Source organism: Haloarcula quadrata (genome assembly GCF_003634715.1).
Taxonomy (GTDB): domain Archaea; phylum Halobacteriota; class Halobacteria; order Halobacteriales; family Haloarculaceae; genus Haloarcula; species Haloarcula marismortui.
In genome coordinates this window covers 330,868-352,633 of the sequence record NZ_RBWW01000001.1, presented here as the reverse complement: position 1 = coordinate 352,633, position 21,766 = coordinate 330,868, and the positions used below count along the sequence as shown (strand labels likewise).

The following is a 21,766-nucleotide window of genomic DNA, read 5'->3' as shown; positions in this document are numbered from 1 at the left end:
TATGGACCGTATCTCCGCACTCCGCAACATCGAGGAGGCGCTGGCCGAGTTCGAGGCAGGGTCACGGTCGCTCAGTGACCTCGAACGGGACGTTCGTGGGACGCTCCGGACCTATGCGACTGAGTTCGAGGGCGACCTGCAGGCCTATCGGGCAAACGGTGGAGCCACCGTGGATGGTCTCGTCGTCCTCGCACCGTCTGAGACAGCGGCCCGCGAGCGGGTTCAGGACCTCGTCTCAGATGCCGGCGAATTCACCGTCACAGTCGTCGAGTAGACCTTTTCGAGCAGCGTGAGTACTGTCGGCACACTCCACACCTCCCCTACAGTACTGACTCCCGAGTCCGCCTGCCCCTATCTTTCTTGGCGACTAGCATATATATTCAGTCTACATCCCATTCAATTCAGTAAAATTTTATAGTAATAATATCAATGTCTACCCAGTGCTACTCGTCGTCACGTACTCCCGGGCGGCACGCAGAGACCTGCGAAACGTCTGTCGTGCCCATGAAGACTGTGTCGTTCGGCAGTTCGGGAGAGCAGCGTTGTTCGCCGGAACAGAGTTCGGGGCCTTTCAGGCGCTTCGGCTCCACGAGAAACGCGACCTTGACGTGCAGATCGAGCACGTCGAACCGTTCGAGCCGACAGATGCTCCGGAGCATATCCGTGAGGCGGCCAAACGGTATGAGGCACGCGAGGAACCGGCGACGCCATACGAGCGGTTCGCGTCGGGGCGTGACCTCCCAGACCCGGACCAACTCCGAGGCGTTGACCTGTGAAGCTCCACGTCGCTGGAACCACGTACACGGGCGCTGTCGTCGACCTTCGCACCCGAAACGTCGACGGTCGGACCATCGCCGCAAGCATCCGCGGGCAGCAGTCCGTTCCGGTCGTTTCCTGTCCGGGACCACCGTCCGTGTACGCCTACGCAGGGCACGTCCATCCATCGATGGGACTGCGAACGCGGACTGCACTCGCGGCTGCCGCTCGGTCACGGGGATACGAGACGCCACAGGACAACGCCATCACAGAGTGCCACGCCCAGCTGGCCGAACTTGAGTGCTCGCCGCCGGAGCTGCCGGACCCCATTGACCCAGTCCCGGAGTCGACCATCGACGGCCTGCAGGAAGCGGTCGCTACCCACCGCGGTCGCCTTACCGCTCGGCAGGCGGTCGGTGCGGACGACGGGGCGGTACAGGCCGCTCTCCGGGACGCGGCGACAGAACTGAGCGAACGGGAAACTCGACAGGCTGCCGCCAGAGAGACACGCGAACTCCGTCGGGAGCGGGCACGCGCCTATCGGGACACGCTGGAGGAACAGCGTCGGCTTACCGACGAACTGGCCAACCTCCGGCGGAGCGCCCGAGCGACCCTCGTTGACCGGTGCGCTGATACGTTCGCTCGGGCCATCGAAGCCGTTCCCGGGCCAGTTCCGGACGACCCGTTCGATGCCGACCCAGTAACGGCTGCCCTAGCCGTACTCCGGGTCGCCAAAACGCCTGCACCGGTCGTCCTCGAAACGGACCGGTTCAGGACGCCAGCGGCTGCGTCGGACTGTCTTGACGCCCCCGTCGTCCGTTGCTGAGTTTTAAATCGGAAGGCCGGGCCACCGTTCCTATGGTTACCTTCGACTGTCGCGCCGAGCGAGTCGACGGCGTGACGCTCGTCACAGCGACTGTCGGCAACATCGCCGAACCGACTCGAATTACTGTCCGGAACCGTCTCGATGGCCCTCTCTGGCCGCCGAGAACGCAGGGCGTTCCTGCAGCCGGTTGGTCCGAGGACGGGTTCGAAGGGGTCCTCAGACCGGAAACGCAGGCGCTCGGGTACGCGACGCCAGCCCCACCGTCTGCACAGCCGGCGGAGCTGGTGAGTACCGAGCCGGCACCTGATACGACGATAGCGGACGACCGACTCGACTCCGCGGACGCCGTTCTCAGAGAACTGGGTGACCCGTCGCCGCCTGCTGCTGCCGTCCCAACAGCTGAGTCAGTGCACGTAGCCGAAGCCGCGAGCGCTGGGCCGCCCGGTCCAACGCCGGAACAAGACATCGAACCGCAGCCAGCGGGACGCCAACCGTCAGCCGAACCGAGGACTGCGGCCGGGCACCAGCCGGACCAGCAACTCCCCGATGCAGTTTCGCAGTGGCTCGAAACCGTTGCTGGGCGGGTCGACCGTGCTGAGCGGCTAGCCGAGGCGGATTCGCTGTCAGCGGCGACGGCTGCGGTTCGCACGGCAGACGGCCTGTCTGGCGTCCGGACGGTCGCGGCACGGGGCGAGACCGACGAGCAAATGCTCCGGGCGCTGGCCCGACGGGCCGAGCGGCTCGCCGACCGACGAGCGGCTGCCACGGTGCCGACTGAGACCCTGTCCCGCCTGGCATGATTCTGGCAGTCACCGGCGGGAAAGGCGGTGTCGGCAAGTCGACTGTCGCGTACAATCTCGCGGCAGAACTCGACGCGCTCGAACGGACCGACAGCAGGGATTCGCACTCGACCGCGAACGCCGGGAGCGTCGTCGTTGACGGCGACCTCGGGATGGCGGACCTCCCGTCCAGTCGTGGTCCCGACCTGCACGACGTTCTTGCCGACCGCGCCGACCCGCACGAAGCTGTCCGGGAGGACGGTCCAGTGACTCTCGTCCCATGCGGACGAACGCTGGCCGGTGCTCGGAGTGCCGACTTGCGGGGGCTCACAGATGTATTCGCCGCGCTGGAGCGGACCTATCGCTGGGTCATTGTGGACTCGCCGGCGGGGATGCACGCCGACGTGGGGTTACCCCTTGCTGCTGCCGACGTTGCGGTACTCGTCACGACGCCGGAGGACGCGGCGCTCGCTGATGCGCTTCGGGTCCGGGCGCTGGCCCGCGAACTCGACGCCGGACTCTGTCGGGTCGTCCTCAACCGTGCCGGTCCGAACCCCGCGACCGGGGCTGTCGCGGACCGGTTCGGTGCGCCAGCCGTCGCTATCCCGAAAAGTGAGCCGCTAGCGACGGCACAGGCCCATGGACAGCCGCTTCGAGAAACAGCGCCGGACACGTCGGCTCGGCGCTCGATTGAATCGCTCGCTGACGCCGTCTATTCCTGTAGCTCGGTGTAGGTCCCACGCAGCGTGACTGGCGTTACGTCCGCTGTCTCCGCCGCTTCGGCCTGTGTAAGCGCCACGTCCCGCTCTTGCGCCGCAGTGTAGAGACACGCCGCCGCGACGCCGGCCGGATTGCGCCCGCTGACCAGCCCACGGTCCTGTGCCTCGTCGACGAGCTCCTCCGCACGCTGGCGGACCGCCGTCGGCAGGTCCAGCGTCGTTGCGAAACGTGGCACGTACTCGCGGGGGTCAATCGGACCAGTCGGTAGCCCGAGCTCCCTGTTCAGAGCGTCATAGGCCGCGCGGAGCTCCGCCTGCGTCGCCTTGGCGACGGTACAGAGTTCGTCGACTGTCCGGGCAACACCTTCGGTCCGGCAGGTGGCGTAGATGGCCGCGGCTGCGAACCCTTCCAGCGTTCGTCCCTGCAGCAGATCCTCGTTCTGTGCGGATTCGAACAGCACGCACGCCCGGTCTCGGATTGCATCTGAGAGCGCCATCGAACTGATGATACGCCGGATCTCGGTGAAGGCGTACACCTTGTTTCGCTCGCGTTTCGAGCTGATCTGGGCCCGGTTGTGTTCGCGGCGGAGGCGGGCGAACTGACGGCGCTTGCGTCCTTTCAGCCGTGTCGACCGGCCGATCTTCGTCGAGAGCCCGCGGTCGTGGCGCGACCGCGTCAGCGGCGCACCCGTCCGTGCCCGGTCGGTGTCATCGTCGTCGAACGACCGCCACTCCGGACCGGGGTCGATGGCATCCTCGCCGACGACCAGCCCGCAGCTGCCACAGACCGATTCGACGCCCTGTTGTTTGACTGACCCGTTACACTCCGGACATTTCGTTACCGTCGTACTCATGTTTCCACCTACGGCTGGATGGAAAGTTAAAAAGCCGATGCAACGGCGGGTTTCCGGGCGCTTTTCGGCGAAACTGCCTACCGGTAACCGGTAGGTAGGAACTGGGATTGACACCAGCGCCTATCGAGATACCGACAGCATTAAATTCCAATGTAGAGAAGGAAATTTTTAATGGCATTGTCGGATATCGCCGCTGGTGTCGAGGTCACGACCCGCCAGCGTGACCGCGGCGTCGCTGCTGTTGACGAGACGGACGCGCCCCTCTCGGAGCGGCTGGCCCCGTTTGCCGACGACCTCCCGTGTTCGGCGGCGGCAGCGGCAACTGTCGTTGAGGCCTACGCAGCTGGTCGGAGTGTGGGCGATGCAGGCCGCGCCGCCGGTGTTGCGCCCGTGCTGGCCGCAAAGACGCTCCATCTCGTCGGCGAGCAAGTGTCACCGGTCGGCCCACAGGGCCGTGAGATAATCGCCGATTGGCTTGCCGGAGACCTCTCCCGCAGCGACGCCATCGCACTCGCTGACGTGACTGAACAGGAGTTTGCCCTGGCTGTGTACATCGAGACGCACGACCCGCTGCCCGCGGCCCGTGACGCCGTCGAGGGAGCGCTTACAACTGAGGACCGGGACCCGTTAGGAGAGACGATGAGCGACGTCGGCGAGCTGCTGTGAGCGTGTGTGAATAGCTTTTTCGGCGAGGTCGGGAGTGAGCGACGTCGGCGAGCTGCTGTGAGCGTGTGTGAATAGCTTTTTCGGCGAGGTCGGGAGTGAGCGACGTCGGCGAGCTGCTGTGAGCGTGTGTGAATAGCTTTTTCGGCGAGGTCGGGAGTGAGCGATGTCGGCGACATGCTGTGACGGTGTCGCAACTGCTCTCTCGCTCTCGCCTCCTGTCTGGGGCATGCTTAACACCCATGGCTGCAAACCCGGAGATATGTCGGCTTCGGAACTGGCGGACCGGGTGGCAGAGGTGCTTGCGACGGACAGCGAGGCGTTCAATGAGCGCGCTCGCGAGGAGGCGCAGGCGCTCAAATCCGCTGTTCGTGACGGGACGTTTGACAACACGGAAGCGATCGTTGGTATGGAACTGGAGCTGTATGCTGTTGATGAGCAAACCGACGCGCTCCAGCGGGTTCCCCGCCAGTTGCTTGAACTCATCGGGTTCGAGAAGGAACTTGGCCTGCACAACGCCGAGATGCAGACGAGCCCACAGCCGCTGAACACCCACGGACTGGCGGCCCAGCGAAACGAACTGAAGGCGTCGCTGATGCCGGCCCAGCAACGGGTACGCAACGAGGGCATCCGCCTCGTCTCCGACGGTATGTGGACTGTTCCGCCCGCCGGCGAGACAGCCGAGACGTATCTCTGTGACTGTGTCGAACAGAGCGGTGTCCGCATTGGGACGAACATGTCGGACTCCGTCCGCTATCACACGATGGCCAATACGGACTACCCCTCGGCGTTCGAAATTGACGCACCCCACGTCTCCCTGCAGGCCGAGACGGTGATGCCGGAATCACTTATCACTTCGATTCAACCCCACTACCAGATTCCCCACGCCCCGGACCTGCCGGAGTATTTCAGCTACGCGCTCCGAATTGCTGCGCCGCTGCTGGCGCTTGGCGTCAATTCGCCGTTTTTCCCGCCGGACCTGTACGACGACGCGCCCGACCCGGAGATCGTTGCGGGGGCGAACATGGAGAACCGCATCGGCGTCTTCGAGTCAGTCCTCAATCCGCCCGATGGCGATTCGACGCCACCGAAGGTCTGTTTCCCCCCGGATTTCGACACCGTTGAGGATGCCATCGACGACATCGTCGCGGACGACACCATCGTCCCGGTCGACCTGCCGTCGGGCACCCGCTTCGACGACGACTTCGTTCACCTCCGGCACAAGCATGGCTCCTACTGGCGGTGGGTCAGGCCGGTGTTTGAGGGAGCCACCCGGTCGGCGGCTAACGCCCGCATCGAGTTCCGCCCGCTGGCCGCACAGCCGACCGTCGACGACGCGATTGGTTTTGCAGCCGTCTTTGCCGGCCTGATGGAGAGCCTACCGCGACTCGAACACCCAATCCAGTCACTGGACTGGGAGACGGCAAAGCAGAACTTCTACACCGCCGCTCGGAACGGCCTCCGGGCGAAAATCGAGTGGATCACCGCTGATGGAGCAACGACGACCAGCACCGAAGAGATATACGGTGAACTGTTCGAGCACGCACGCGAGGGGCTCGAACAGCGGGGCCTCTCGGCGGAAGAGGCCCATGGATACATCCGGCCGTTGCGCGAGCGCGTCGACCGCCGGCTCACGCCCGCACGCTGGAAACACGACTACGTCCGCCGCCGCGTCGAGGAGAACGTCCCGCTGGCCGAAGCCATCTGGGGGATGCAGGCCACCTACATCCGCCATCAGGAGGGGAACCTGCTGGAGGGGAGTTTCGTCGACTGGTTCGAGTAACCTCAGTCCCCGGTCGCTAGTTCCGACTGTTCCGCTTCCTCGCGTTGGTCCGCAATCCCTGCGCACGCGACGACGTTTGCGCCCAGTTCTTCGACACGCTCTATGATGTCTCCGTCGGCGATGGTGCCGTCCTCGAAGGCGGCCCACGAGTCGGGGATGGCGACATCTTGCGGGAGCGGCCAGCCCTTCAACTCCAAGACGGAGGCCCGAAGATGCTGTAGCGTCGGCGTGGGGAACCCGCCGCCGGCCACTGCAAGGATGCCGACGGTCGTCCCCTCGACATCCTCGATACTGCAGTAGTCGAGCGCCGTCTTCAGCGGTGAGGCGATTGTGCCATGATACACGGGCGTTCCGAGGACCATCGCGTCGGCCTCGCGGACACGGGCAGCGAGTTCCGGGCCGTCACCGGAGTCTGCCGCACTCGCGTCAGGGTCGAACAGCGGGAGGTCCCACTCTCGAAGGTCGATGTGTGCAACCGTCGCGCCAGCCCCCGCTGCTGCATCGAGGGCGTGCTGGACGGCGATTCTGGTTCCGCTCTCGTCACGAAGGCTGCCGCTGACACCGATAACGTGTGGTGTGTCGTGCATTGTGTGCCTGTTCGTAGCTGCCGCCTATCAGTAAGTATTCTGAGAAATGGATTTCAGGACGTATTCTGATAGGTGGCTACGTCGCTAGACGGTCCGTTGTGACATTGCGATTTTCACCCGCGTTCACTGCGGAATACCCTGCCAACCCCGGCTATCGTTGTCTGTGACTACGCCTGGTCTTCGTCGTTGCCCGCTGTCTCGTCCGTCTCGCCGCCGGCTTCGGACTCCGCCGTCTCAGCTTCTGCGTCTGCCTCGTCCATCTCCTCGTGTTCGGCCTCCTCCGTCTCATCCATCTCCTCGTGTTCGTCGTGTTCAGCGAACTCGACTTCGGCTTCCAGTTCGATTTCGACGCCTTTGCCCTCTAGTTCTGCCTCGAACTCAGCCATGTCTTCGACTTCGGCTTCCAGTTCCGCTGTGTCTATCTCTACTTCGACTTCCACTTCGACGGAAACGTCGTCTCGGTCCATACTCATATTCTGAGGGGCTGACATAACTCCGTTTTGCAATCGGCACCCTGCGGACGACTTCGACATCGATATGTGTGTCAATCGCCAACAGGTTGCTATGAGCGACCCCGTGGATGTGACCGTTGACGCTGACGACGAGTCGGAGTCGGTCCGCATCCACGACGACGGCGGCGAGGTCGAAGCCGGCGACGCGACCGTCCGATTCAGCTTTTCTGGGACTGGCGACGATGTGCAGTCCAGCGGTGACGACGAGCAGTCACCCGACGACAACGACGACGGTGACGAGCCGCGCCGTATCGTCGACCTCGATTCGGTGCCCACCGACAGCACGCTCGTCTTCGAGGCGCGCGACGGTCGGCGCGGTGTCAACTGCATCCTGCACCGTTCGGGCGACGCCGTCGCCGCCTGGCGCAACTCCTGTCCCCACCAGCCCGAGGTCCCGCTGGACCCGGGTCGGGGCGCGATTGTACGGGGTGACCAGCTGGTGTGTCACAAACACGGCGCGCAGTTCGAACCCGACGACGGCGTCTGCACGCATGGGCCCTGCGCTGACGATGCTCTCGACAGTATCGAGGTCTCGGTTCGGGACGGCGACGTGTACCTGACCGACGAGCGCTTCGAGCGGGCCGACCGGCGCTGACACGCTGTCAGACTGTTTTCGGTTATCTCCCAATAAGCAGCGCCGTCAGTCGTCGGCGACGGCCGGTTCGCTGTTGTTCCGGGGGTCGGCCTCACGCCACGTTCCTCGGAGGAACCAGGCCGCTGCAAGGCCGGCCGCGAGGACGTTCGAGACGGCGAAGGCCAGCCAGATGCCCTGTTCGGCCAGTGAGTACGCGAAGAGGTCGACGACCTGCGGGCCGAGCCATGCCGGGACCGAGACCGGGCGGGAGGCGACCCAGGCGACCGGCAGGCGGATGATTCCCAGCATGGTAACCGCCAGCGCCGCTGCGGTGAGCGTCTTGCCGGCCCCACGGAACCCGCCGGAGTAGGCCCGAACGATGCCGATGAAGCCGAAGGTCGGGGCGACCCACTGGAGGAACTCGGCCCCGATGCGGACGACCTCGGGGTCGTCGCTGAACACGCTCACGACGGCTGGGGCGGCGAAGATAGTAACCACGCCGAGGACGGTGAGGATGCCAAACGAGACTTTTGCGGCGAAGTGGTTCGCCGTCGCTGCGCGGTCAGGCCGCTCGGCACCGAGGTTCTGGCCGGTCATCGTCTCGACGCCGCGGTCCATCGCGATGGCCGGCATGAACACCAGCGAGAACACGCGGATACCGACGCCGAAGGCTGCCACGACGGTCACGGAGAACGTCCCGACGATGAACAGCATGGCGTTGACCGACAGCGCGCGGCCGGTCCCCTCAACGGAGGCCGGGATGCCCAGCCTGAGCAGTTTCCGGAGGTACTCCAGGTCGGGCGCCATATCACTGAGGTGAATCCGCACGCCGCGCCGGCCCGACAGCAGGATACCGATGCCGACGACCAGCGCGACGCCACGCGAGAAGATGGTCGCGACGGCCGCGCCGACGACGCCCATCTCGGGGAACACCCACCAGCCGAAGATGAGGAACGGGTCGATGACGATGTTCAGCACGACGGTTCCGAACATCACCAGCATCGGCGTGATGGTGTCGCCGGCCCCGCGCATCAGTGAGATGAACACGAAGAAGCCGAACATCGCCGTCAGCCCGAGCGAAACGACCTGTAGGTAGCCCGTTGCGCCCGGCAGCACCTCGCTGGATGCGCCCAGCAGCGACAGAAAGTCCTCGACGAAGAAGTAGCCGGCCGTGCCGAGCAACACGGAAGCCAGCAGCGCGAACGTCACAGTCTGGGAGGCGGCGTATTCGGCCTCGCGGTGCTCCTCAGCCCCAGTATGCTGGGCGACCAGTACGCTGCCCGCCACCGACAGCCCCATCCCGAGCGAGATGAGCAGGAAGATCATCGGGAAGGCAAAGGAGATTGCCGCAAGCGCTGTCGTGGAATACTGGCCGAGCCAGAACGTGTCGGCGAGGTTGTACGCCACCTGGAGCAGGTTCGTGATGACGATGGGGAAGGAGAGAAACAGCAGCGGCTTGCCAATGTCGCCGCTTGTCAGTTCTAGTTCCTCTTGCCCCTTGAACAGGTTCCCGAGTCGCGCTCCCAAGCGGCCTAGTTTCTGCCGGAGGCTCACGCTGTGACCTCCTGCTGTCCGTCGAGAAGGTGCGTCTCGACGTACTCGGTGAGCATCCGTCTGGTACACTTGACCGGGCGTCCGGTCGTGACGCGCTCGGTCGCAGCCCCGGTCAGCACGGTGACGATGAACTGGGCGGTCTCATCGGCGTCGAGGTCCGACTTGAACGTCCCGTCAGCGATACCGTCTTCGAGAATCACTTCGAGTTCGTCGACGAGGTAATCGTCGAACTTCGTGAGCCGCTCGCGAAAGCCAGGTTCGTATGGCGCGTGGGCGCGGATTTCGAGAATCGCCGTCCCGAACTCTTCGCTCCCGTCATCCGGCTTGTCCAGCACGGAATCGATGAGCGAAAGCAGGCGCTCGTGTGGGGTCTCGCCGGCGGGGTCCTCGATCCGGTCGACGAACCCGTCATAGAGGTATTCGAGGAACGCACAGAGGAGGTCGTGTTTGCTGTCGTAGTGGTAGTGGAGGGCAGCCTTGCTCTTGTCCGACTCGTCAGCGATGTCCTGCATCGTCAGATCCGCGTAGCCGTGCGTACACAGCGCACGGTAGGTCGCATCCATAATATCGTCGGCCGTATCGCCGTCATCCATTACGTGTTACTAACTGACTGGTCAGTCAAGTATTCGTCGGTACCGTCTGCGGGTGGGTTCGCATGCCCTGCTATATCGGGCTCAGACTCGCGGGAGCTGTCGCTCTGGGAGAGGTCGGAACGACGGCAGAAGGCCAGTCGCTACTCCCTCAGGTCGAGGTCGAACTGTTCGTGTTCGCTTGCGGCGTTGAGTACGACGGAGGTGTTCGACTCCCTGATGTCCGGGTCGGTGAGGAGCTCTTTGATCTGGGCGTTCATGCCGTCGGTATCGGTGAACTTCCCGACCGCGATGATGTCGTAGTCGCCGGTGACCTCGTACACGGAGATCATCTGCTTGTGTTCTTTGAGGTCTTCGGTGACTGCCGGGAGCGACGACCCCTCCACCTTGAGCTGGATGATTGCCGTCACGTCGTAGCCGAGCTTGTCGTAATCGACCTTGGGGGTGTACCCGTTGATGATCCCCTCGTCCTCAAGATCGGAGAGGTGATTTGAGACGGTTGTTACCGATACGTCGAGGTCCTCTCCGAGGCTTCGGAGGCTGGCACGGCCATCCCCAAGCAGGGCATTCACTAGCTCACGGTCGAGATTTTCGTACGTCATTACATCGGGGGACGCCCCCCAGGGATTAGAATTTTACGAATGTCCAAATGTAGGCGAAAGCGTCGAAACCTTTGCGCAAATCAGCAGGGTTTTAGTAGTAGCACCGCTCCTATCGGGTGTCCAAAGATGACAAGCGAACTTTCAGAGGCGGCACAGGAGGTACTCGACGAAATCGACGAGAAGAACGTCGACTTCCTCCGGCTCCAGTTTACCGACATCCTCGGCACGATCAAGAACGTCTCGATCACAGCCGACCAGGCAGAGAAAGCGTTCACAGAGGGGATTTACTTCGACGGCTCCTCGATCAACGGCTTCGTCCGGATTCAGGAGTCCGACATGCGTCTGGACCCGGACCCCTCGACGTTCTCCGTGCTCCCGTGGAGAGAAAACGTCGAAGGCGGTTCCAGTGCCCGTCTCATCTGTGATGTCATCGACACCTCGACCGGCGAACCGTTCTCCGGTGACCCGCGTGGCGTCCTGAAGCGTGCGATCGAGCGCGCAAACGACATGGGCTATACGGTCAACGCCGCCCCCGAGCCCGAGTTCTTCCTGTTCGAAGAAGACGAAGAGGGCCGTGCGACGACCAAGACCAACGACGCCGGTGGCTACTTCGACCTCGCGCCGAAGGACCTCGCCTCCGACGTGCGCCGTGACATCATCTACGGCCTCGAAGACATGGGCTTCGACATCGAAGCCTCCCACCACGAGGTCGCTCAGGGCCAGCACGAGATCAACTTCACCTACGACGACGCGCTCTCGACGGCCGACAACGTCGCAACCTTCCGCTCTGTCGTCCGCGCCATCGCGGCCGAGCACGACCTACACGCGACGTTCATGCCGAAACCCATCCCGAAGATCAACGGCTCCGGGATGCACACACACCTCTCGCTGTTCACCGAGGACGGCGAGAACGCGTTCCACGACGAGGACGACGAGTTCAACCTCTCCGAGACGGCAAAGAGCTTCACCGCTGGTATCCTCAAGCACGCACCGGCTATCACGGCCGTCTCGAACCCGACCGTAAACTCCTACAAGCGTCTGGTCCCGGGCTACGAGGCACCCGTCTACGTCGCCTGGTCCGACCGTAACCGCTCGGCGCTCATCCGCAAGCCGGCCGCCCGCACCCCGGCCGCAAGCCGTATCGAGGCTCGCTTCCCCGACCCGTCGTGTAACCCGTACCTCGCTTTCGCCGCACTCATCCACGCCGGTCTCGACGGCGTCGAGCAGAACCTCGAATGCGACGACCCTGTCCGCGAGAACATCTACGAGTTCGACGAGCAGAAACGCGAGGAGTACGGCATCACCACGCTCCCGTCGAACCTCGGCGAAGCCGTCGAAGCGCTCGAAGACGACGAAGTGATTCAGGACGCTCTCGGCGAGCACGTCTACGAGAACTTCGTCGAGGCCAAAACGCAGGAGCACAAGGAGTACCTCGTCGACGTCTCCGACTGGGAACTCGACCGCTACCTCGAGAAGTTCTAAACGGCTTCCACTTCAGTATTTTTCTGCGAGTCGCTCACCGGCCAGCGGTAGCGTCAGCAGGACCCCGGTCCCAAGCCCCGCAAGTAACGTGACGACGCCCGGCGTCGGGTCTAACCCGAACGTCACCCCGAGCAACGTTCCAACCGAGATAACGCCCAGCAGCGCTGTGATACCGACACCGTGCCGGGTCGGTTCCGGGATTGAATCTCCTAAGAGCGCCCAGACCACGGCACCCGCGATAGCGACACCCAGCGCGCCGGCCGAATTGCGGGAAACGCCGGTGACGAACAGCCCTGCCACGGCGATGACGGCCGCGAAGCCGAATACTCGCTCGGGCGTTTTGAGTGCGCCGAGGGCGAGTACGAGGGCTGTCCCGGCGATGGCAAAGCCCGCGACGATGTCGGCGAGGTAGTGGACGCCGAGCACCAGCCGGGAGAGCCCGACGAGGGCAATGATTGTCGCGGCGACAGCGGTGCGCTGTCGACGCGTGCCGACCCGGAGCGCCCACGCGATGCCGCCCCAGACGAGCAGCGAAAGGGTGGCGTGGCCACTGGGGAAGCCAAACCCTTCCCCGGTCGCCATGGACTCGTAGACGCCCCGCAGCGCCGCCGGGAGCAGTTCGGCGTGGGTGGCCGTGCCCGCCCCGGGCGGCCGTGGCAGCGCGAACACGCCTTTCAGTGACACGACGAGCGCGACGCCGACGGCGAGCAGTGCCACCAGCATCGCCGTCCGGTCGCGAGTGAGGTCCTGCCCGAGTTTCGGCGTCCACGGGCCGAGCCAGTACAGCAGGCCACAGGCCAGAAACGTGAACCAGAAATCACCCAGCTGGGTGATTAGGGAGAACAGCACGACGACTGCGCCGGGCAGCGCCGACAGCACCTCGGTGACGCCGACAGCCCGTATCACTGTCGCCAGTCGCGCACGCGGTCAACGAGTCGTCCGGGGAGGCCGGTGGCAGTAAGCGTCACACCGACAGCAATCATGATAGCGTAAAGGCCCAGTACCGACAGCCAGATGACCAGCATCGCCAGCACGGCCCAGAGCCCCTTCAGGTAGTAGAACGCGCCGAGGGTCATGATCGTGCCGTACAGCAAGACGATGTAGGGGCCCCACTGGCGAGCGTGGCCGCGGCGCATCCGGCGGCGGACGTACTGCTTGAGGTCCGACCGCACCTCGTCACGGTGGAGCGTCCGGCCCTCGATGTCTTCGCGGAACGACTCGAACTCCTCGCGGAGTTCTTGTAGTTCCTCGTCTGTCAGCGTATCAGTGTCTCGTCCGGTCGGCCCGGTTCCGGCTGGCGGGGGCGTGTCGGTCTCGTCAGCGTCCTCACTCATCGCTTTGCCGGACCGTCGGCGCGATACCTGTTGTAGTTGCCGGTCCGCGAGCGCCGCGTTGACCGCCGCGCCCACGAGGAGCACCTGTCCGGCGAAGTAGAACCACGTCACGAGCAACAGGACCCCGCCGATGACGCCATACACCTGATAGGAATCGGCCTGCGCCGCATAGACGTTGAACCCCGTCCCGAGTAGCGTCCACCCACCACCGGCAAACACCGCGCCGGGAACGGCCTCCCGCAGTGTCATCTCCTGGTCGGGAAAGAGGTAGTACAGCGGGAGGAAGGCGACTGCCAGCACGGGAACGAGCGCGAGCCCGCCGAGTGCGACCTGTACGCCGAGCACCGTCCCGAACGCGCCGATGATACCGAGCCCGACCAGTGCGATGCCGATGCCGCCTAGCGCGGCCAGCCCGTCGACGATTTCTCGGACAATCGAGTCGGGGCCGTCCGTCCCGTAGACGCGGCTGAAGGCCGTATCCAGTCCGCGAAACACCTTGAGCGCGCTCCACAGCGTCACGCCGACACCGAGCACAGTCGCACCACCGCGACCGGCCCCGCTGGTCAGCGCGTCTTCGAGCAGTGTCGACGCCGCCGGTGTGAGCACATCTCCCGCCGCCGTCACGATTCGCTCTGCGAAGGCTTCTCCGCCCGCCAGCGTGCCGACGACCAGCGTCAGCAACAACAGCGGCAGGAGCGAGACGAACATGTAGTAGGCGATGCCGGCGGCGAGAAAGGAGACCTCCTCTTCCTGAACGGTTCGGATGACAGCCCGACCGACGGAGACAGCGCGTGTGCGGTCCACGCGAGCACGTCAGAGTGGAGCCACAAATATACTGTCGACTGGCTGATGTCAGTCGGCCATCGACGCTATCTCAGTCGTCGAGCGCTGCGTCGGGCCGGTACGACCGGCTCACGACCCGCCACGTCCCCGACCGGAACCGATAGTAGGTCACTGCCGCGGGAACCGCCGTTTCGACGACGAGCGAGGCGTATAGCGCGAGTTTGCCAAGCGGCGTGACGTAGCCGAGATACGCCAGTGGGAGGGCAAACAGGTACATCCCGGCCAGCTGTGAGTAAAACGGCCAGCGCGTGTCGCCGCTGGCACGGAGCGGCCCGACTGAGCCGCCGTCGACGCCACGGAACACGACACTGGCACACGCAACGGCGACGAACACTGTCACCAGCGGGAGCACTATGGGGTCCGAAACGAACAGACGGGCGATGCCCCGCGAGAACGGGAGCAGCATTGCTGCGACGACGATGTACACGCCGATACTCAGCCGGAGTACTGTCTCCGCCCAGACGGTCGCCTCGGCCTCGTCATCGTCGCCGAGTGCCTGCCCAACGAGGCTACTCGATGCGAGGCTCAGCCCCCAGTTCGGCGTATCAAGCAGCGCCCGGACGCGGAGTGCCACGACGTAGGCCGAGACGACGCCGGGCCCGAACAGGCCGACGATGAACAGCCGGGGGAACTGCGCCCCGGTCCGTGCAAGGTTGGCCCCTACGAGCGGGGCCCCGGTCCTCGTGAGGTCGCGAGCCAGTCCGCTATCGAAGAACGGCCGGGTGACCGGTATCTGTATCGGCAGTGCACCGACGAGTGGGAGTCGTCCACGAGTCAGCCCGACAGCGAACCCGACCGTGACGAGGACGTTCGCAACGACTGTCCCGAGCGCCGCACCGACGACACCGAGGTCAGCCACGAAAATGAGGACGGCGCTCAGCACGATGTTTCCGACTGCACCGCCGGCCCGTAACAGCATCGGCGTCCATGCGTCATCAGCCCCGACGAGTGCTCGGCTCCCGATGAGGTTGAGCACTGCAAACGGCACACCGAGGGCGACGACGCGCAAGTACTGCACACCGTACCTGATTGCCTGTGGCCCTGTCCCAACCAGATCGACGAGTAAGCCTGGAAGGACCCAGTACACCACTGCGAACGGGACAGTGGCCGCTACCACGACGACACTGCTGGTCGTAACGGTGACCGCTAGCTCCTCGCCGGCGTCGGCCCCGTAGCGCTGTGACACCATGCCGATAGTCCCACCAGCAACACCTGCGCCCAGCGCGAACACCAGTTCCCAGAACGGCGCGGCGAAGCCGACGCCGGCGATAGCGGTCGGTCCGAGCGCCAGCCCCACCATCGCCACGTCGACCGTCGACTTCGACATCCGGGCGAGTCCGGTGACGATCCGGGGCCAGGACAGGTCCGTCGCTCGCCGGACCCGCTCGCGTTCGACAAGCCCGAACCGCGCGAGCAAGCCGCCGACGAGCAGCAGGACGCCACGGACTGGATTGTACGTGGAGGGCACGTGTTCGCCCCTCCTTTGCGGTCGAACAGGAAAGGCGTTAAGAAAGGGGAGCCGCCCTCACAGGGTTTATACAGCGCCGCCGCAACGACCGGATATGGATACGGAAGCGGCCATCCGGAACGGGACGATGCAGGTGACGATCCTGTTGCTCGTCGCGGCCGCGCTGGCTATTGGCTTTGGCGTCGCCGGGGTCGGCGCGTCCCTGCCGATTGCCGTGGGCCTGCTGGTACTGACGGCTGTGCTGTACGCCGTCCGCCCTGACGAGGACCGATTCGGTTCCGTCGCCGGTGTCGATCTGGACGGCGTCGTCCAGTCGCTGTGGCTCGCGCCGCTCGTTACGGCTCTGCCGCTGCTCGTTCGCCTGTCGGCCACACCCGGCGAGGTGCAGGCTATCGGCGGGCTGCTTGGGCTCGCGGGGATGGCGAACTACTTCCTGCGCCCGGTGTATCTGCTGGGCTATGACCTCGTCTCCGCGGTTCGAGAGAGCGTCGGCCGGGCGAACGGTCGGTGAGGCGATTGCCGACGGCGACGCTCGCCACGGGATTTACACAGTCCGGCTGTGTGGTACGACTGGTGACACTATGCCGTGGCCACAGCCAACATCTTGCGGGAGGCGGTCGGCGTGATTGCCGCTCGGCTTCGAATTCGCCTCCCAGAGGACATCTGGATCGCTGACGTCTCACAGGCGAACCCGCAGGCCACGTTCCGGTTGCTCTCCGGTATTCGAGTTGCGACGAGGGCGGTCGAACTCGGCGAGGTGACGACTGACGACCCCGCGACCGCTGGCGACGCCATCGCGACGCATCCGTCGGTCACCGCATACGAGGAACTGGAACGCACTGCCGATCGGGTACTCGCGAAGTACGAGACGACGGACACGGACCTGTACGAGTTCGTCGCTGAGTCCGGCCTCCCTATCGAGTACCCGGTCACTGCCGAGAACGGCTGGTACGAGTTCGACCTCACCGGGTCCCGTTCGGAGTTCGACCACTTCCGGACGGCGATTGAGGACGCAGGTAGGCAGTACGAGCTGCTGTCGCTCGTTCACAGCACAGATCCGTCCGGACTCCTGACAGAGCGCCAGCGGGACGTCCTCATGGCTGCGCTCCGAGCGGGCTACTTTGAGTTGCCCCGCGACTGCACGCTCGCCGACCTAGCGTCGGCGCTCGATATCGACAAGTCGACCGCGAGCCGTGTGCTCAGACGTGGACAGACGCGAATTGTCAAGTGGTTTCTCACCACGGCGGCCTCGCAGTCCCCGGAGAATCGCTAACCGTGAGTGACAACTACTGGTCGCTCACTCTGGACACACCGTGTTGCTCCTCGGTCCAGTGAGCCGTCTCACGTGTGCGTTCTGCCGGCGATGACGGCGCTTCGAGAAGCTGTTCAAGCCGCCGCTCGAACTCAACTTCTGAGAGTTCGCCCCGAGCGTACCGCTGGCGAAGCGTGGCCAGCGCCGACTCTGTCTCGCTCTCCCGGTCGGTGGTCGTATTGCGGGTGTCACTGTCTTGATTGTATTCGACCACCCCCACTGCCGCCGGGAGGACCACACCAAAGCCGACGACGAACACCAGCCAGAACGACTCGACGCCCAGTGCCAGCAATCCGAACGCAATGAGCAGTGTGGCCGCCGTCATGACTGCTGAGACGACTGCGCTCACCGGCTTGGGGCGCGCGTGGGACAGCGTTTGGCTCATCGGCCACCTCGAAGAACGAGGACCCCGGTGTACGCTGCCCCGATGGCGACAGCAGCGATGAGTGCAAGCAGGACCCCGAAGGCCCCGTAGCCGAGCATCGGATCGCTGTACGGTGCAATGATGTCCGACGGTGGTTCGATAGCCCAGGGACCGAGGTGGACGGACGCGAGCACCACGCTGTTCGCCGTAAAAAATCCGAGCCAGTACCGCAGTCCGGTCCGCCCGGTTACCGTGAGGACGAGGCCGATTGCTAGGAGCGGGTAGACGGCGAGACTGAGCGTGAACGCGTTTACTTCGGGGGTCAGCGGCCAACCCACGTGGTTCCCGCGGACGATGTGGTCGACGTGATGCGCGGCCCCGAATAGCGCCGGCACGAACAACACGAGAATCATCTTTCTCGGGACGGTAGCCGTACTTGCGACGCTCCTGTTCGAACGGTGTTCGTTCCGTTCCATATGTACACAGAACGGACACAGTGAGGTGACGCTTACAGCAACATGTTGCATCCCGCTAGTACCGGTACCGCTGTTCGCGGGCGGTCAACGAGCACCCGGCGGTCTCAGTCTGCCGTCGCCTCGCGTATCTCTACCACGTCGGCGTCCGTCTTGAACGTCGTGCCGCCGTAGTGCGTTCGGGAGGCCGCGTAGCCAGCGTCACGGAGCTTCTCGATGAACTCGTCCATGGCTTCAGCGCCGCGCCCCCAGCGCTTGCAGAGGCGGTGCTGGTCATAGTGGGTCGGCGTGTCGATTTCGGCCCCGAGCGTCGCCAGCAGTTCTTTGGCTTCGTCGGCGGTGCCCATCTCTTCGCTCACCTGCTCTGAAACGGCGCTGACGAACTCGGGTTCACAGGTCCGACCGAGCCAGATGGGACCGGCCGTCTGGAGGTGCTTCTCACAGACCGGACAGTCCTCGGGCGGGTCGGCGATGAGGCCGTAATCGTGGTCGCGCCAGAGGCAATGCTGGCAGTGGTGGACGTAGCCGAGTTCGTCGATGCAGTCGTTAGCGACCTTCGCGCCGTGGTCGAACTCTAGATAGGTCCGGGCGTAGTGTTTGGTCGCGTGGCTGAGAATCGGTCGGGCAGCGATGTCGTAGCGGGCGGCGGTGCGGACCATCGCCGATAGAAGGACGCGCATCCCCATCTCGGCGTGGAACTCGGTATTTCGTGGTACCGCGCCATACGAGCGGACGCCGCTCTCGAAGTGCGCGCCACACAGCGGCGCGGTGTCGGTGGCCGTCACACAGAGGAGGTGTTTGGTCCCCTGCACCGCCGCGTCGGCGAACGGAATCGGCGTGCCGAAGGGGTCCACGTCGACCACGTCGAACGCCTCGGAGTGCATAAGCACGTTCGCGTCCGACCGCCGGACCGAGGCCGCGAGGTCGTTGCGTTCGAGGTTCTGTTCACACAGCGCCGTTGCGTCGTCGTCGATATCACACAGCGTCGTCTCCCAGTCGTTGGCCGCCGCGCGGACGCCACGGATACCGCTGGCGGCGGTGGCGTCCAGATACGTCGACACGCGGGGGGTTCGCTCTCGGTAGGCCCGCAGCGCCGCCACGGTGATGTCGCGGTTCAGCTCCTGTACGGGGTTGAAGAATACGTCCGCACCCTTCCCCGCCTCCGGCTGTTCCGGCACCGTGACCGTCACCCGGCCCTCACTGACGCGCATACTCTCCGGTCTGTGCGGGTGCCGTTAAGTTGTTCGAACCTGCCTGTTGATGCTTCCGTACTTGAGGGTGGCGTGAACAGCCAGAAAGCCCCGAGGCGCTGGCATCGGAGGTCTCGCTGCGCGCTGCCTCGCTCCTTACAGTCGCTCGCGCAGTGCTTGCGCCGCCCGCCGTCCGCCAGCGCCTCGCCCCTTCCAGTCCCACCCGTGCTGGCAGTGTAATCGCACTGTGCATGCCGGCTGTGCAGTCGCACTCAGCACGGCCGGCAGACTGTCCCCGTGATTACCACACTCATCTTGCTTCGGCGGCCGTCCGCTCTCGGGGCAGTCGAACGGTTACCGTCGTCCCGTCGCTCGTGTCGAAATCGAGGTCGCCCTCCAGCGTCGTCGCGGTCCAGCGGACGAGCCAGAGGCCGATGCCGCTGCCGTGGTTCAGGTCCGTCTCGCGGCCCCGCTCCAGCACGCCGAGTTCGTGGTCCGGCACCCCGGGGCCGTCGTCGCTGACGGTCAGCACGACATCGTCGCCCTCGACCTTCGCACCGACGGTGACGACGGCGTCCGGAACGTGCTGGAGAGCGTTCTCGACGAGATTGGTAAGCAGGATTTCCAGCAGGGCGGGCTGGGTCGTCAGTTGGAGTGTTTCCGGTATATCGACCGTGACCGAGCCACCGTATTCCTCGCGGGCGGCGTCGATGACTTCGGCGGCGAGGTCGGCCAGCACGACGGGTTCGGGGGTCGCATCCCCGGCACCCGCTTCGGCGAGGGTGCGGGCCTTCTGGCCGGAGTCGACCAGACGACCGACAGACTGCTCGATGGTCGCCGCATAGTCCGCGTGGTCGCCGTCGAGTTCCGTCGCTAGCAACTCCGACCGAGCCTGGATGACGACGCTCTCGTTGCGGACGTTGTGTCTGAGAAAGCGATTGAGCACTTCGAGGCGGCGTTCACGCCGGATCTCGTCGGTGATGTCCTGAAAGACGACGGTGTATCCCAGTTGCGTGCCCGTCTCGTCCCGGAGCGCCGTCTGTTGGACCTTGTACTCGCGGTGCCGACCATCGGCCTCGATGGACACCCGCGAACTCCCCCCGTCGGTTGCGATGTCATCGCCGCCCAGAAAACCGTTCAGCGGCTCCGTCAGTGCCTCGTGCTTGTCGACGGCGAGCATCTGTTCGGCGGCGGGGTTGAGATTCACGACGCGCCCTCGCTCGTCGACGATGGCGACCGGCGTGGCGATGTCGTGGATTGCTGCCCGCTCGCCGGCCCGCCGGGTCGCCGGGTGGAACTCGAACATATCGCTGTGAACGAACGCGTACAGGTCCAGCGCGACGTGGGGCAGAAACAGGAGCGGCGTCAGATTCACTGCCGGAACCGGCCCGATACCGCCGGCCCACAGCAACACCGCGGCCCCGGGCGGTATCGGACTCAAGCCGACCGCCAGCGCCTCGCGCCGGTACAGCGGGCCGTAGCTGACGACCGTATCGAACACCAGCAGGGTCCCGAAGCTGACGAACAGCATCGCGACGATGATTGTGAGCAGTCCCACCGGCAAGACGGCGTAGTCGGCCCCCGCGCTGCCGGCAGCCGGTACGACCCGGAACCCCTGCCAGACCACAGTATGGAGTGGGTTTGTGACGACGAGCGCCGTTTCGACGAGCGGCAGCACCGCCACGCCACGGTACCAGCCGCTTTCGAGGACGTTTGTCCGGCCCGTGTATCCCAGCGCGAACGAGAGAAAACAGAAGCCAATCCAGATGATGCCCAGCCAGGATACCATCTCCAGAGCGAGGCGCAGTGTCGGGTCGAACACCAGCAGTGCCGCGCCGTAGCTGAAACACCAGACCGTCTGTGTGACGATGGTCGCGACGAACCACCGCGCGCCGGGCTTGTCCCAGTGTGCCTGGAGCTGGGCCAGCAGATACAGCGACCCGAATCCCGAGGCAAACGAGCCCAGCGCCAGCCACGGGAGGTCGAGGTTCATGCCGGAATAAATCTGTACTCCGTGTTTATGTTTCTGGGCACAGTACAAGCATTGATAACTTCTCGCCGCCGGTTGCGAGCCAGCTGGAATCTGGCTGCTGAAGCCGACGCCGTTTTGTCACCCCTTTCCGTAGCACGGATGTGACTGATGTCGAGGAGTGGGTGGCCGACCTCGAAGCCGCCGGTGAGCTGACCCCCGATGCAGTGTCGGCTATCGTCGCCGTCCACGATGACCGCGGTCATCAAGCTATCGAGGCCGTCGGCGAGGGCCGCGTCAAGCAGTACCGCGATTTCACCGTCGTTGTCGGCCATGACGACGAGTACATCGTCGAGGACGGCGGCTGCACCTGTGCCGACAGCGAGTACAACCTCGACGCTGACGACCCCGACCAGCTTTGCTGGCACGCTATCGCGGTCCGCATCGCCGAGGCTATCGACGCCGTTGACGAGCACGACATGTGGTACTCTGAGGTCCGGGAGTTCCTCTAGACCACCTTTTTCCCGCTCGG

Annotated in this window: 25 protein-coding genes; 12 read left to right on the top strand and 13 right to left on the bottom strand. The window is 64.6% G+C overall.

Features of this window, described 5'->3' with window-relative positions; translation table 11 throughout:
- Position 1: 1 nt before the first annotated feature.
- The 5 genes from BDK61_RS01860 (at position 2) to BDK61_RS01840 (ending at position 3,095) form a co-directional block, all read left to right on the top strand.
- Entirely contained in the window at positions 2 to 274 is a 273-nt protein-coding gene (locus BDK61_RS01860) for a DUF7854 family protein (RefSeq protein ID WP_004960088.1), read from the top strand.
- Between the two features lie 166 nt (positions 275 to 440).
- Positions 441 to 776 carry a DUF7855 family protein gene (locus BDK61_RS01855; protein WP_121302148.1) on the top strand — a complete coding sequence of 112 codons (336 nt, stop codon included), beginning with the start codon at positions 441 to 443 and terminating at the stop codon, positions 774 to 776.
- Entirely contained in the window at positions 773 to 1,582 is an 810-nt protein-coding gene (locus BDK61_RS01850) for a DUF7856 family protein (RefSeq protein ID WP_121302147.1), read from the top strand. Before BDK61_RS01855 ends, BDK61_RS01850 begins: the two co-directional genes overlap by 4 nt.
- 32 nt (positions 1,583 to 1,614) lie before the next feature.
- Positions 1,615 to 2,382 carry a DUF7857 domain-containing protein gene (locus BDK61_RS01845; protein WP_121302146.1) on the top strand — a complete coding sequence of 256 codons (768 nt, stop codon included), beginning with the start codon at positions 1,615 to 1,617 and terminating at the stop codon, positions 2,380 to 2,382.
- Positions 2,379 to 3,095: a MinD/ParA family ATP-binding protein gene (locus tag BDK61_RS01840; RefSeq protein ID WP_121302145.1), complete on the top strand. Its 717-nt coding sequence runs from the start codon at positions 2,379 to 2,381 to the stop codon at positions 3,093 to 3,095. The genes BDK61_RS01845 and BDK61_RS01840 overlap by 4 nt, the downstream gene beginning before the upstream one ends.
- On the opposite strand, the gene BDK61_RS01835 is transcribed toward BDK61_RS01840, so the two are convergent.
- Positions 3,074 to 3,934, bottom strand: a complete 861-nt coding sequence (locus tag BDK61_RS01835) for a transcription initiation factor IIB (protein ID WP_121302144.1) — start codon at positions 3,932 to 3,934, stop codon at positions 3,074 to 3,076. The genes BDK61_RS01840 and BDK61_RS01835 overlap by 22 nt on opposite strands.
- Before the next feature lie 171 nt (positions 3,935 to 4,105).
- Here BDK61_RS01835 and BDK61_RS01830 point away from each other — a divergent pair, with 171 nt between their 5' ends.
- Together BDK61_RS01830 and BDK61_RS01825 are read left to right on the top strand one after the other, a co-directional pair.
- The gene (locus BDK61_RS01830) at positions 4,106 to 4,600 is read left to right on the top strand and encodes a DUF7858 family protein (protein ID WP_121302143.1); all 495 of its coding nucleotides are present in this window, start codon (positions 4,106 to 4,108) and stop codon (positions 4,598 to 4,600) included.
- A gap of 259 nt (positions 4,601 to 4,859) precedes the next feature.
- Positions 4,860 to 6,380 (top strand): hypothetical protein, encoded by a 1,521-nt coding sequence (locus BDK61_RS01825; protein ID WP_004960105.1) that lies wholly within the window; start codon positions 4,860 to 4,862, stop codon positions 6,378 to 6,380.
- 2 nt (positions 6,381 to 6,382) lie between these two features.
- On the opposite strand, the gene BDK61_RS01820 is transcribed toward BDK61_RS01825, so the two are convergent.
- Both BDK61_RS01820 and BDK61_RS01815 read right to left on the bottom strand, forming a co-directional pair.
- On the bottom strand, positions 6,383 to 6,967 hold the full coding sequence (locus tag BDK61_RS01820; RefSeq protein WP_121302142.1) for an NADPH-dependent FMN reductase: 585 nt from the start codon (positions 6,965 to 6,967) through the stop codon (positions 6,383 to 6,385).
- A gap of 167 nt (positions 6,968 to 7,134) precedes the next feature.
- Positions 7,135 to 7,434, bottom strand: a complete 300-nt coding sequence (locus tag BDK61_RS01815) for a hypothetical protein (RefSeq protein ID WP_121302141.1) — start codon at positions 7,432 to 7,434, stop codon at positions 7,135 to 7,137.
- Between the two features lie 97 nt (positions 7,435 to 7,531).
- Between BDK61_RS01815 and BDK61_RS01810 the strand changes: the two genes are divergently transcribed.
- On the top strand, positions 7,532 to 8,074 hold the full coding sequence (locus BDK61_RS01810; protein ID WP_208644652.1) for a Rieske (2Fe-2S) protein: 543 nt from the start codon (positions 7,532 to 7,534) through the stop codon (positions 8,072 to 8,074).
- 45 nt (positions 8,075 to 8,119) lie between these two features.
- Here BDK61_RS01810 and BDK61_RS01805 read toward each other — a convergent pair whose 3' ends face one another.
- The 3 genes from BDK61_RS01805 to lrp form a co-directional block, all read right to left on the bottom strand.
- Positions 8,120 to 9,607 carry an MATE family efflux transporter gene (locus tag BDK61_RS01805; protein WP_121302139.1) on the bottom strand — a complete coding sequence of 496 codons (1,488 nt, stop codon included), beginning with the start codon at positions 9,605 to 9,607 and terminating at the stop codon, positions 8,120 to 8,122.
- Complete coding sequence (locus BDK61_RS01800) at positions 9,604 to 10,200, bottom strand: TetR/AcrR family transcriptional regulator (protein WP_011224422.1); 597 nt, start codon at positions 10,198 to 10,200, stop codon at positions 9,604 to 9,606. The genes BDK61_RS01805 and BDK61_RS01800 overlap by 4 nt, the downstream gene beginning before the upstream one ends.
- A 140-nt stretch (positions 10,201 to 10,340) precedes the next feature.
- Entirely contained in the window at positions 10,341 to 10,799 is a 459-nt protein-coding gene (gene lrp, locus BDK61_RS01795; protein WP_121302138.1) for an HTH-type transcriptional regulator Lrp, read from the bottom strand.
- 126 nt (positions 10,800 to 10,925) lie between these two features.
- On the opposite strand from lrp, the gene glnA reads away from it, so the two are divergent.
- Complete coding sequence (gene glnA, locus BDK61_RS01790; RefSeq protein WP_121302137.1) at positions 10,926 to 12,281, top strand: type I glutamate--ammonia ligase; 1,356 nt, start codon at positions 10,926 to 10,928, stop codon at positions 12,279 to 12,281.
- 12 nt (positions 12,282 to 12,293) lie between these two features.
- Here glnA and BDK61_RS01785 read toward each other — a convergent pair whose 3' ends face one another.
- From BDK61_RS01785 to BDK61_RS01775, 3 genes are all read right to left on the bottom strand, one after another.
- On the bottom strand, positions 12,294 to 13,187 hold the full coding sequence (locus BDK61_RS01785; protein ID WP_121302136.1) for a phosphatase PAP2 family protein: 894 nt from the start codon (positions 13,185 to 13,187) through the stop codon (positions 12,294 to 12,296).
- The gene (locus BDK61_RS01780; RefSeq protein WP_004960133.1) at positions 13,184 to 14,419 is read right to left on the bottom strand and encodes a YihY/virulence factor BrkB family protein; all 1,236 of its coding nucleotides are present in this window, start codon (positions 14,417 to 14,419) and stop codon (positions 13,184 to 13,186) included. The genes BDK61_RS01785 and BDK61_RS01780 overlap by 4 nt, the downstream gene beginning before the upstream one ends.
- A 70-nt stretch (positions 14,420 to 14,489) precedes the next feature.
- Positions 14,490 to 15,926, bottom strand: a complete 1,437-nt coding sequence (locus BDK61_RS01775; protein WP_121302135.1) for an MATE family efflux transporter — start codon at positions 15,924 to 15,926, stop codon at positions 14,490 to 14,492.
- Between the two features lie 94 nt (positions 15,927 to 16,020).
- Between BDK61_RS01775 and BDK61_RS01770 the strand changes: the two genes are divergently transcribed.
- Together BDK61_RS01770 and BDK61_RS01765 are read left to right on the top strand one after the other, a co-directional pair.
- Positions 16,021 to 16,437: a hypothetical protein gene (locus BDK61_RS01770; RefSeq protein ID WP_004960138.1), complete on the top strand. Its 417-nt coding sequence runs from the start codon at positions 16,021 to 16,023 to the stop codon at positions 16,435 to 16,437.
- Between the two features lie 75 nt (positions 16,438 to 16,512).
- Complete coding sequence (locus tag BDK61_RS01765; protein ID WP_208644651.1) at positions 16,513 to 17,199, top strand: helix-turn-helix domain-containing protein; 687 nt, start codon at positions 16,513 to 16,515, stop codon at positions 17,197 to 17,199.
- Positions 17,200 to 17,212: 13 nt separating this feature from the next.
- On the opposite strand, the gene BDK61_RS01760 is transcribed toward BDK61_RS01765, so the two are convergent.
- The 4 genes from BDK61_RS01760 to BDK61_RS01745 form a co-directional block, all read right to left on the bottom strand.
- On the bottom strand, positions 17,213 to 17,623 hold the full coding sequence (locus BDK61_RS01760) for an SHOCT domain-containing protein (RefSeq protein ID WP_244209661.1): 411 nt from the start codon (positions 17,621 to 17,623) through the stop codon (positions 17,213 to 17,215).
- Positions 17,620 to 18,078: a hypothetical protein gene (locus BDK61_RS01755; protein ID WP_007187837.1), complete on the bottom strand. Its 459-nt coding sequence runs from the start codon at positions 18,076 to 18,078 to the stop codon at positions 17,620 to 17,622. The genes BDK61_RS01760 and BDK61_RS01755 overlap by 4 nt, the downstream gene beginning before the upstream one ends.
- Before the next feature lie 104 nt (positions 18,079 to 18,182).
- A complete protein-coding gene (locus BDK61_RS01750) occupies positions 18,183 to 19,286 on the bottom strand; it encodes a tRNA (guanine(26)-N(2))-dimethyltransferase (protein ID WP_121302133.1) in 1,104 nt (367 codons plus the stop codon).
- A 289-nt stretch (positions 19,287 to 19,575) separates the two neighbouring features.
- The gene (locus tag BDK61_RS01745; RefSeq protein WP_121302132.1) at positions 19,576 to 21,258 is read right to left on the bottom strand and encodes a histidine kinase N-terminal 7TM domain-containing protein; all 1,683 of its coding nucleotides are present in this window, start codon (positions 21,256 to 21,258) and stop codon (positions 19,576 to 19,578) included.
- A gap of 140 nt (positions 21,259 to 21,398) precedes the next feature.
- Here BDK61_RS01745 and BDK61_RS01740 point away from each other — a divergent pair, with 140 nt between their 5' ends.
- A complete protein-coding gene (locus BDK61_RS01740) occupies positions 21,399 to 21,746 on the top strand; it encodes a hypothetical protein (protein ID WP_004960560.1) in 348 nt (115 codons plus the stop codon).
- Positions 21,747 to 21,766 lie beyond the last annotated feature (20 nt).

Coding starts and splice junctions, on each gene's coding strand:
- BDK61_RS01860 (WP_004960088.1), top strand. CDS start 2: ATGGACCGTATCTCCGCACTCCGCAACATCGAGGAGGCGCTGGCCGAG.
- BDK61_RS01845 (WP_121302146.1), top strand. CDS start 1,615: ATGGTTACCTTCGACTGTCGCGCCGAGCGAGTCGACGGCGTGACGCTC.
- BDK61_RS01840 (WP_121302145.1), top strand. CDS start 2,379: ATGATTCTGGCAGTCACCGGCGGGAAAGGCGGTGTCGGCAAGTCGACT.
- BDK61_RS01835 (WP_121302144.1), bottom strand. CDS start 3,934: ATGAGTACGACGGTAACGAAATGTCCGGAGTGTAACGGGTCAGTCAAA.
- BDK61_RS01830 (WP_121302143.1), top strand. CDS start 4,106: ATGGCATTGTCGGATATCGCCGCTGGTGTCGAGGTCACGACCCGCCAG.
- BDK61_RS01825 (WP_004960105.1), top strand. CDS start 4,860: ATGTCGGCTTCGGAACTGGCGGACCGGGTGGCAGAGGTGCTTGCGACG.
- BDK61_RS01820 (WP_121302142.1), bottom strand. CDS start 6,967: ATGCACGACACACCACACGTTATCGGTGTCAGCGGCAGCCTTCGTGAC.
- BDK61_RS01815 (WP_121302141.1), bottom strand. CDS start 7,434: ATGGACCGAGACGACGTTTCCGTCGAAGTGGAAGTCGAAGTAGAGATA.
- BDK61_RS01810 (WP_208644652.1), top strand. CDS start 7,532: ATGAGCGACCCCGTGGATGTGACCGTTGACGCTGACGACGAGTCGGAG.
- BDK61_RS01800 (WP_011224422.1), bottom strand. CDS start 10,200: ATGGATGACGGCGATACGGCCGACGATATTATGGATGCGACCTACCGT.
- lrp (WP_121302138.1), bottom strand. CDS start 10,799: ATGACGTACGAAAATCTCGACCGTGAGCTAGTGAATGCCCTGCTTGGG.
- glnA (WP_121302137.1), top strand. CDS start 10,926: ATGACAAGCGAACTTTCAGAGGCGGCACAGGAGGTACTCGACGAAATC.
- BDK61_RS01770 (WP_004960138.1), top strand. CDS start 16,021: ATGGATACGGAAGCGGCCATCCGGAACGGGACGATGCAGGTGACGATC.
- BDK61_RS01760 (WP_244209661.1), bottom strand. CDS start 17,623: ATGAGCCAAACGCTGTCCCACGCGCGCCCCAAGCCGGTGAGCGCAGTC.
- BDK61_RS01755 (WP_007187837.1), bottom strand. CDS start 18,078: ATGGAACGGAACGAACACCGTTCGAACAGGAGCGTCGCAAGTACGGCT.
- BDK61_RS01750 (WP_121302133.1), bottom strand. CDS start 19,286: ATGCGCGTCAGTGAGGGCCGGGTGACGGTCACGGTGCCGGAACAGCCG.
- BDK61_RS01745 (WP_121302132.1), bottom strand. CDS start 21,258: ATGAACCTCGACCTCCCGTGGCTGGCGCTGGGCTCGTTTGCCTCGGGA.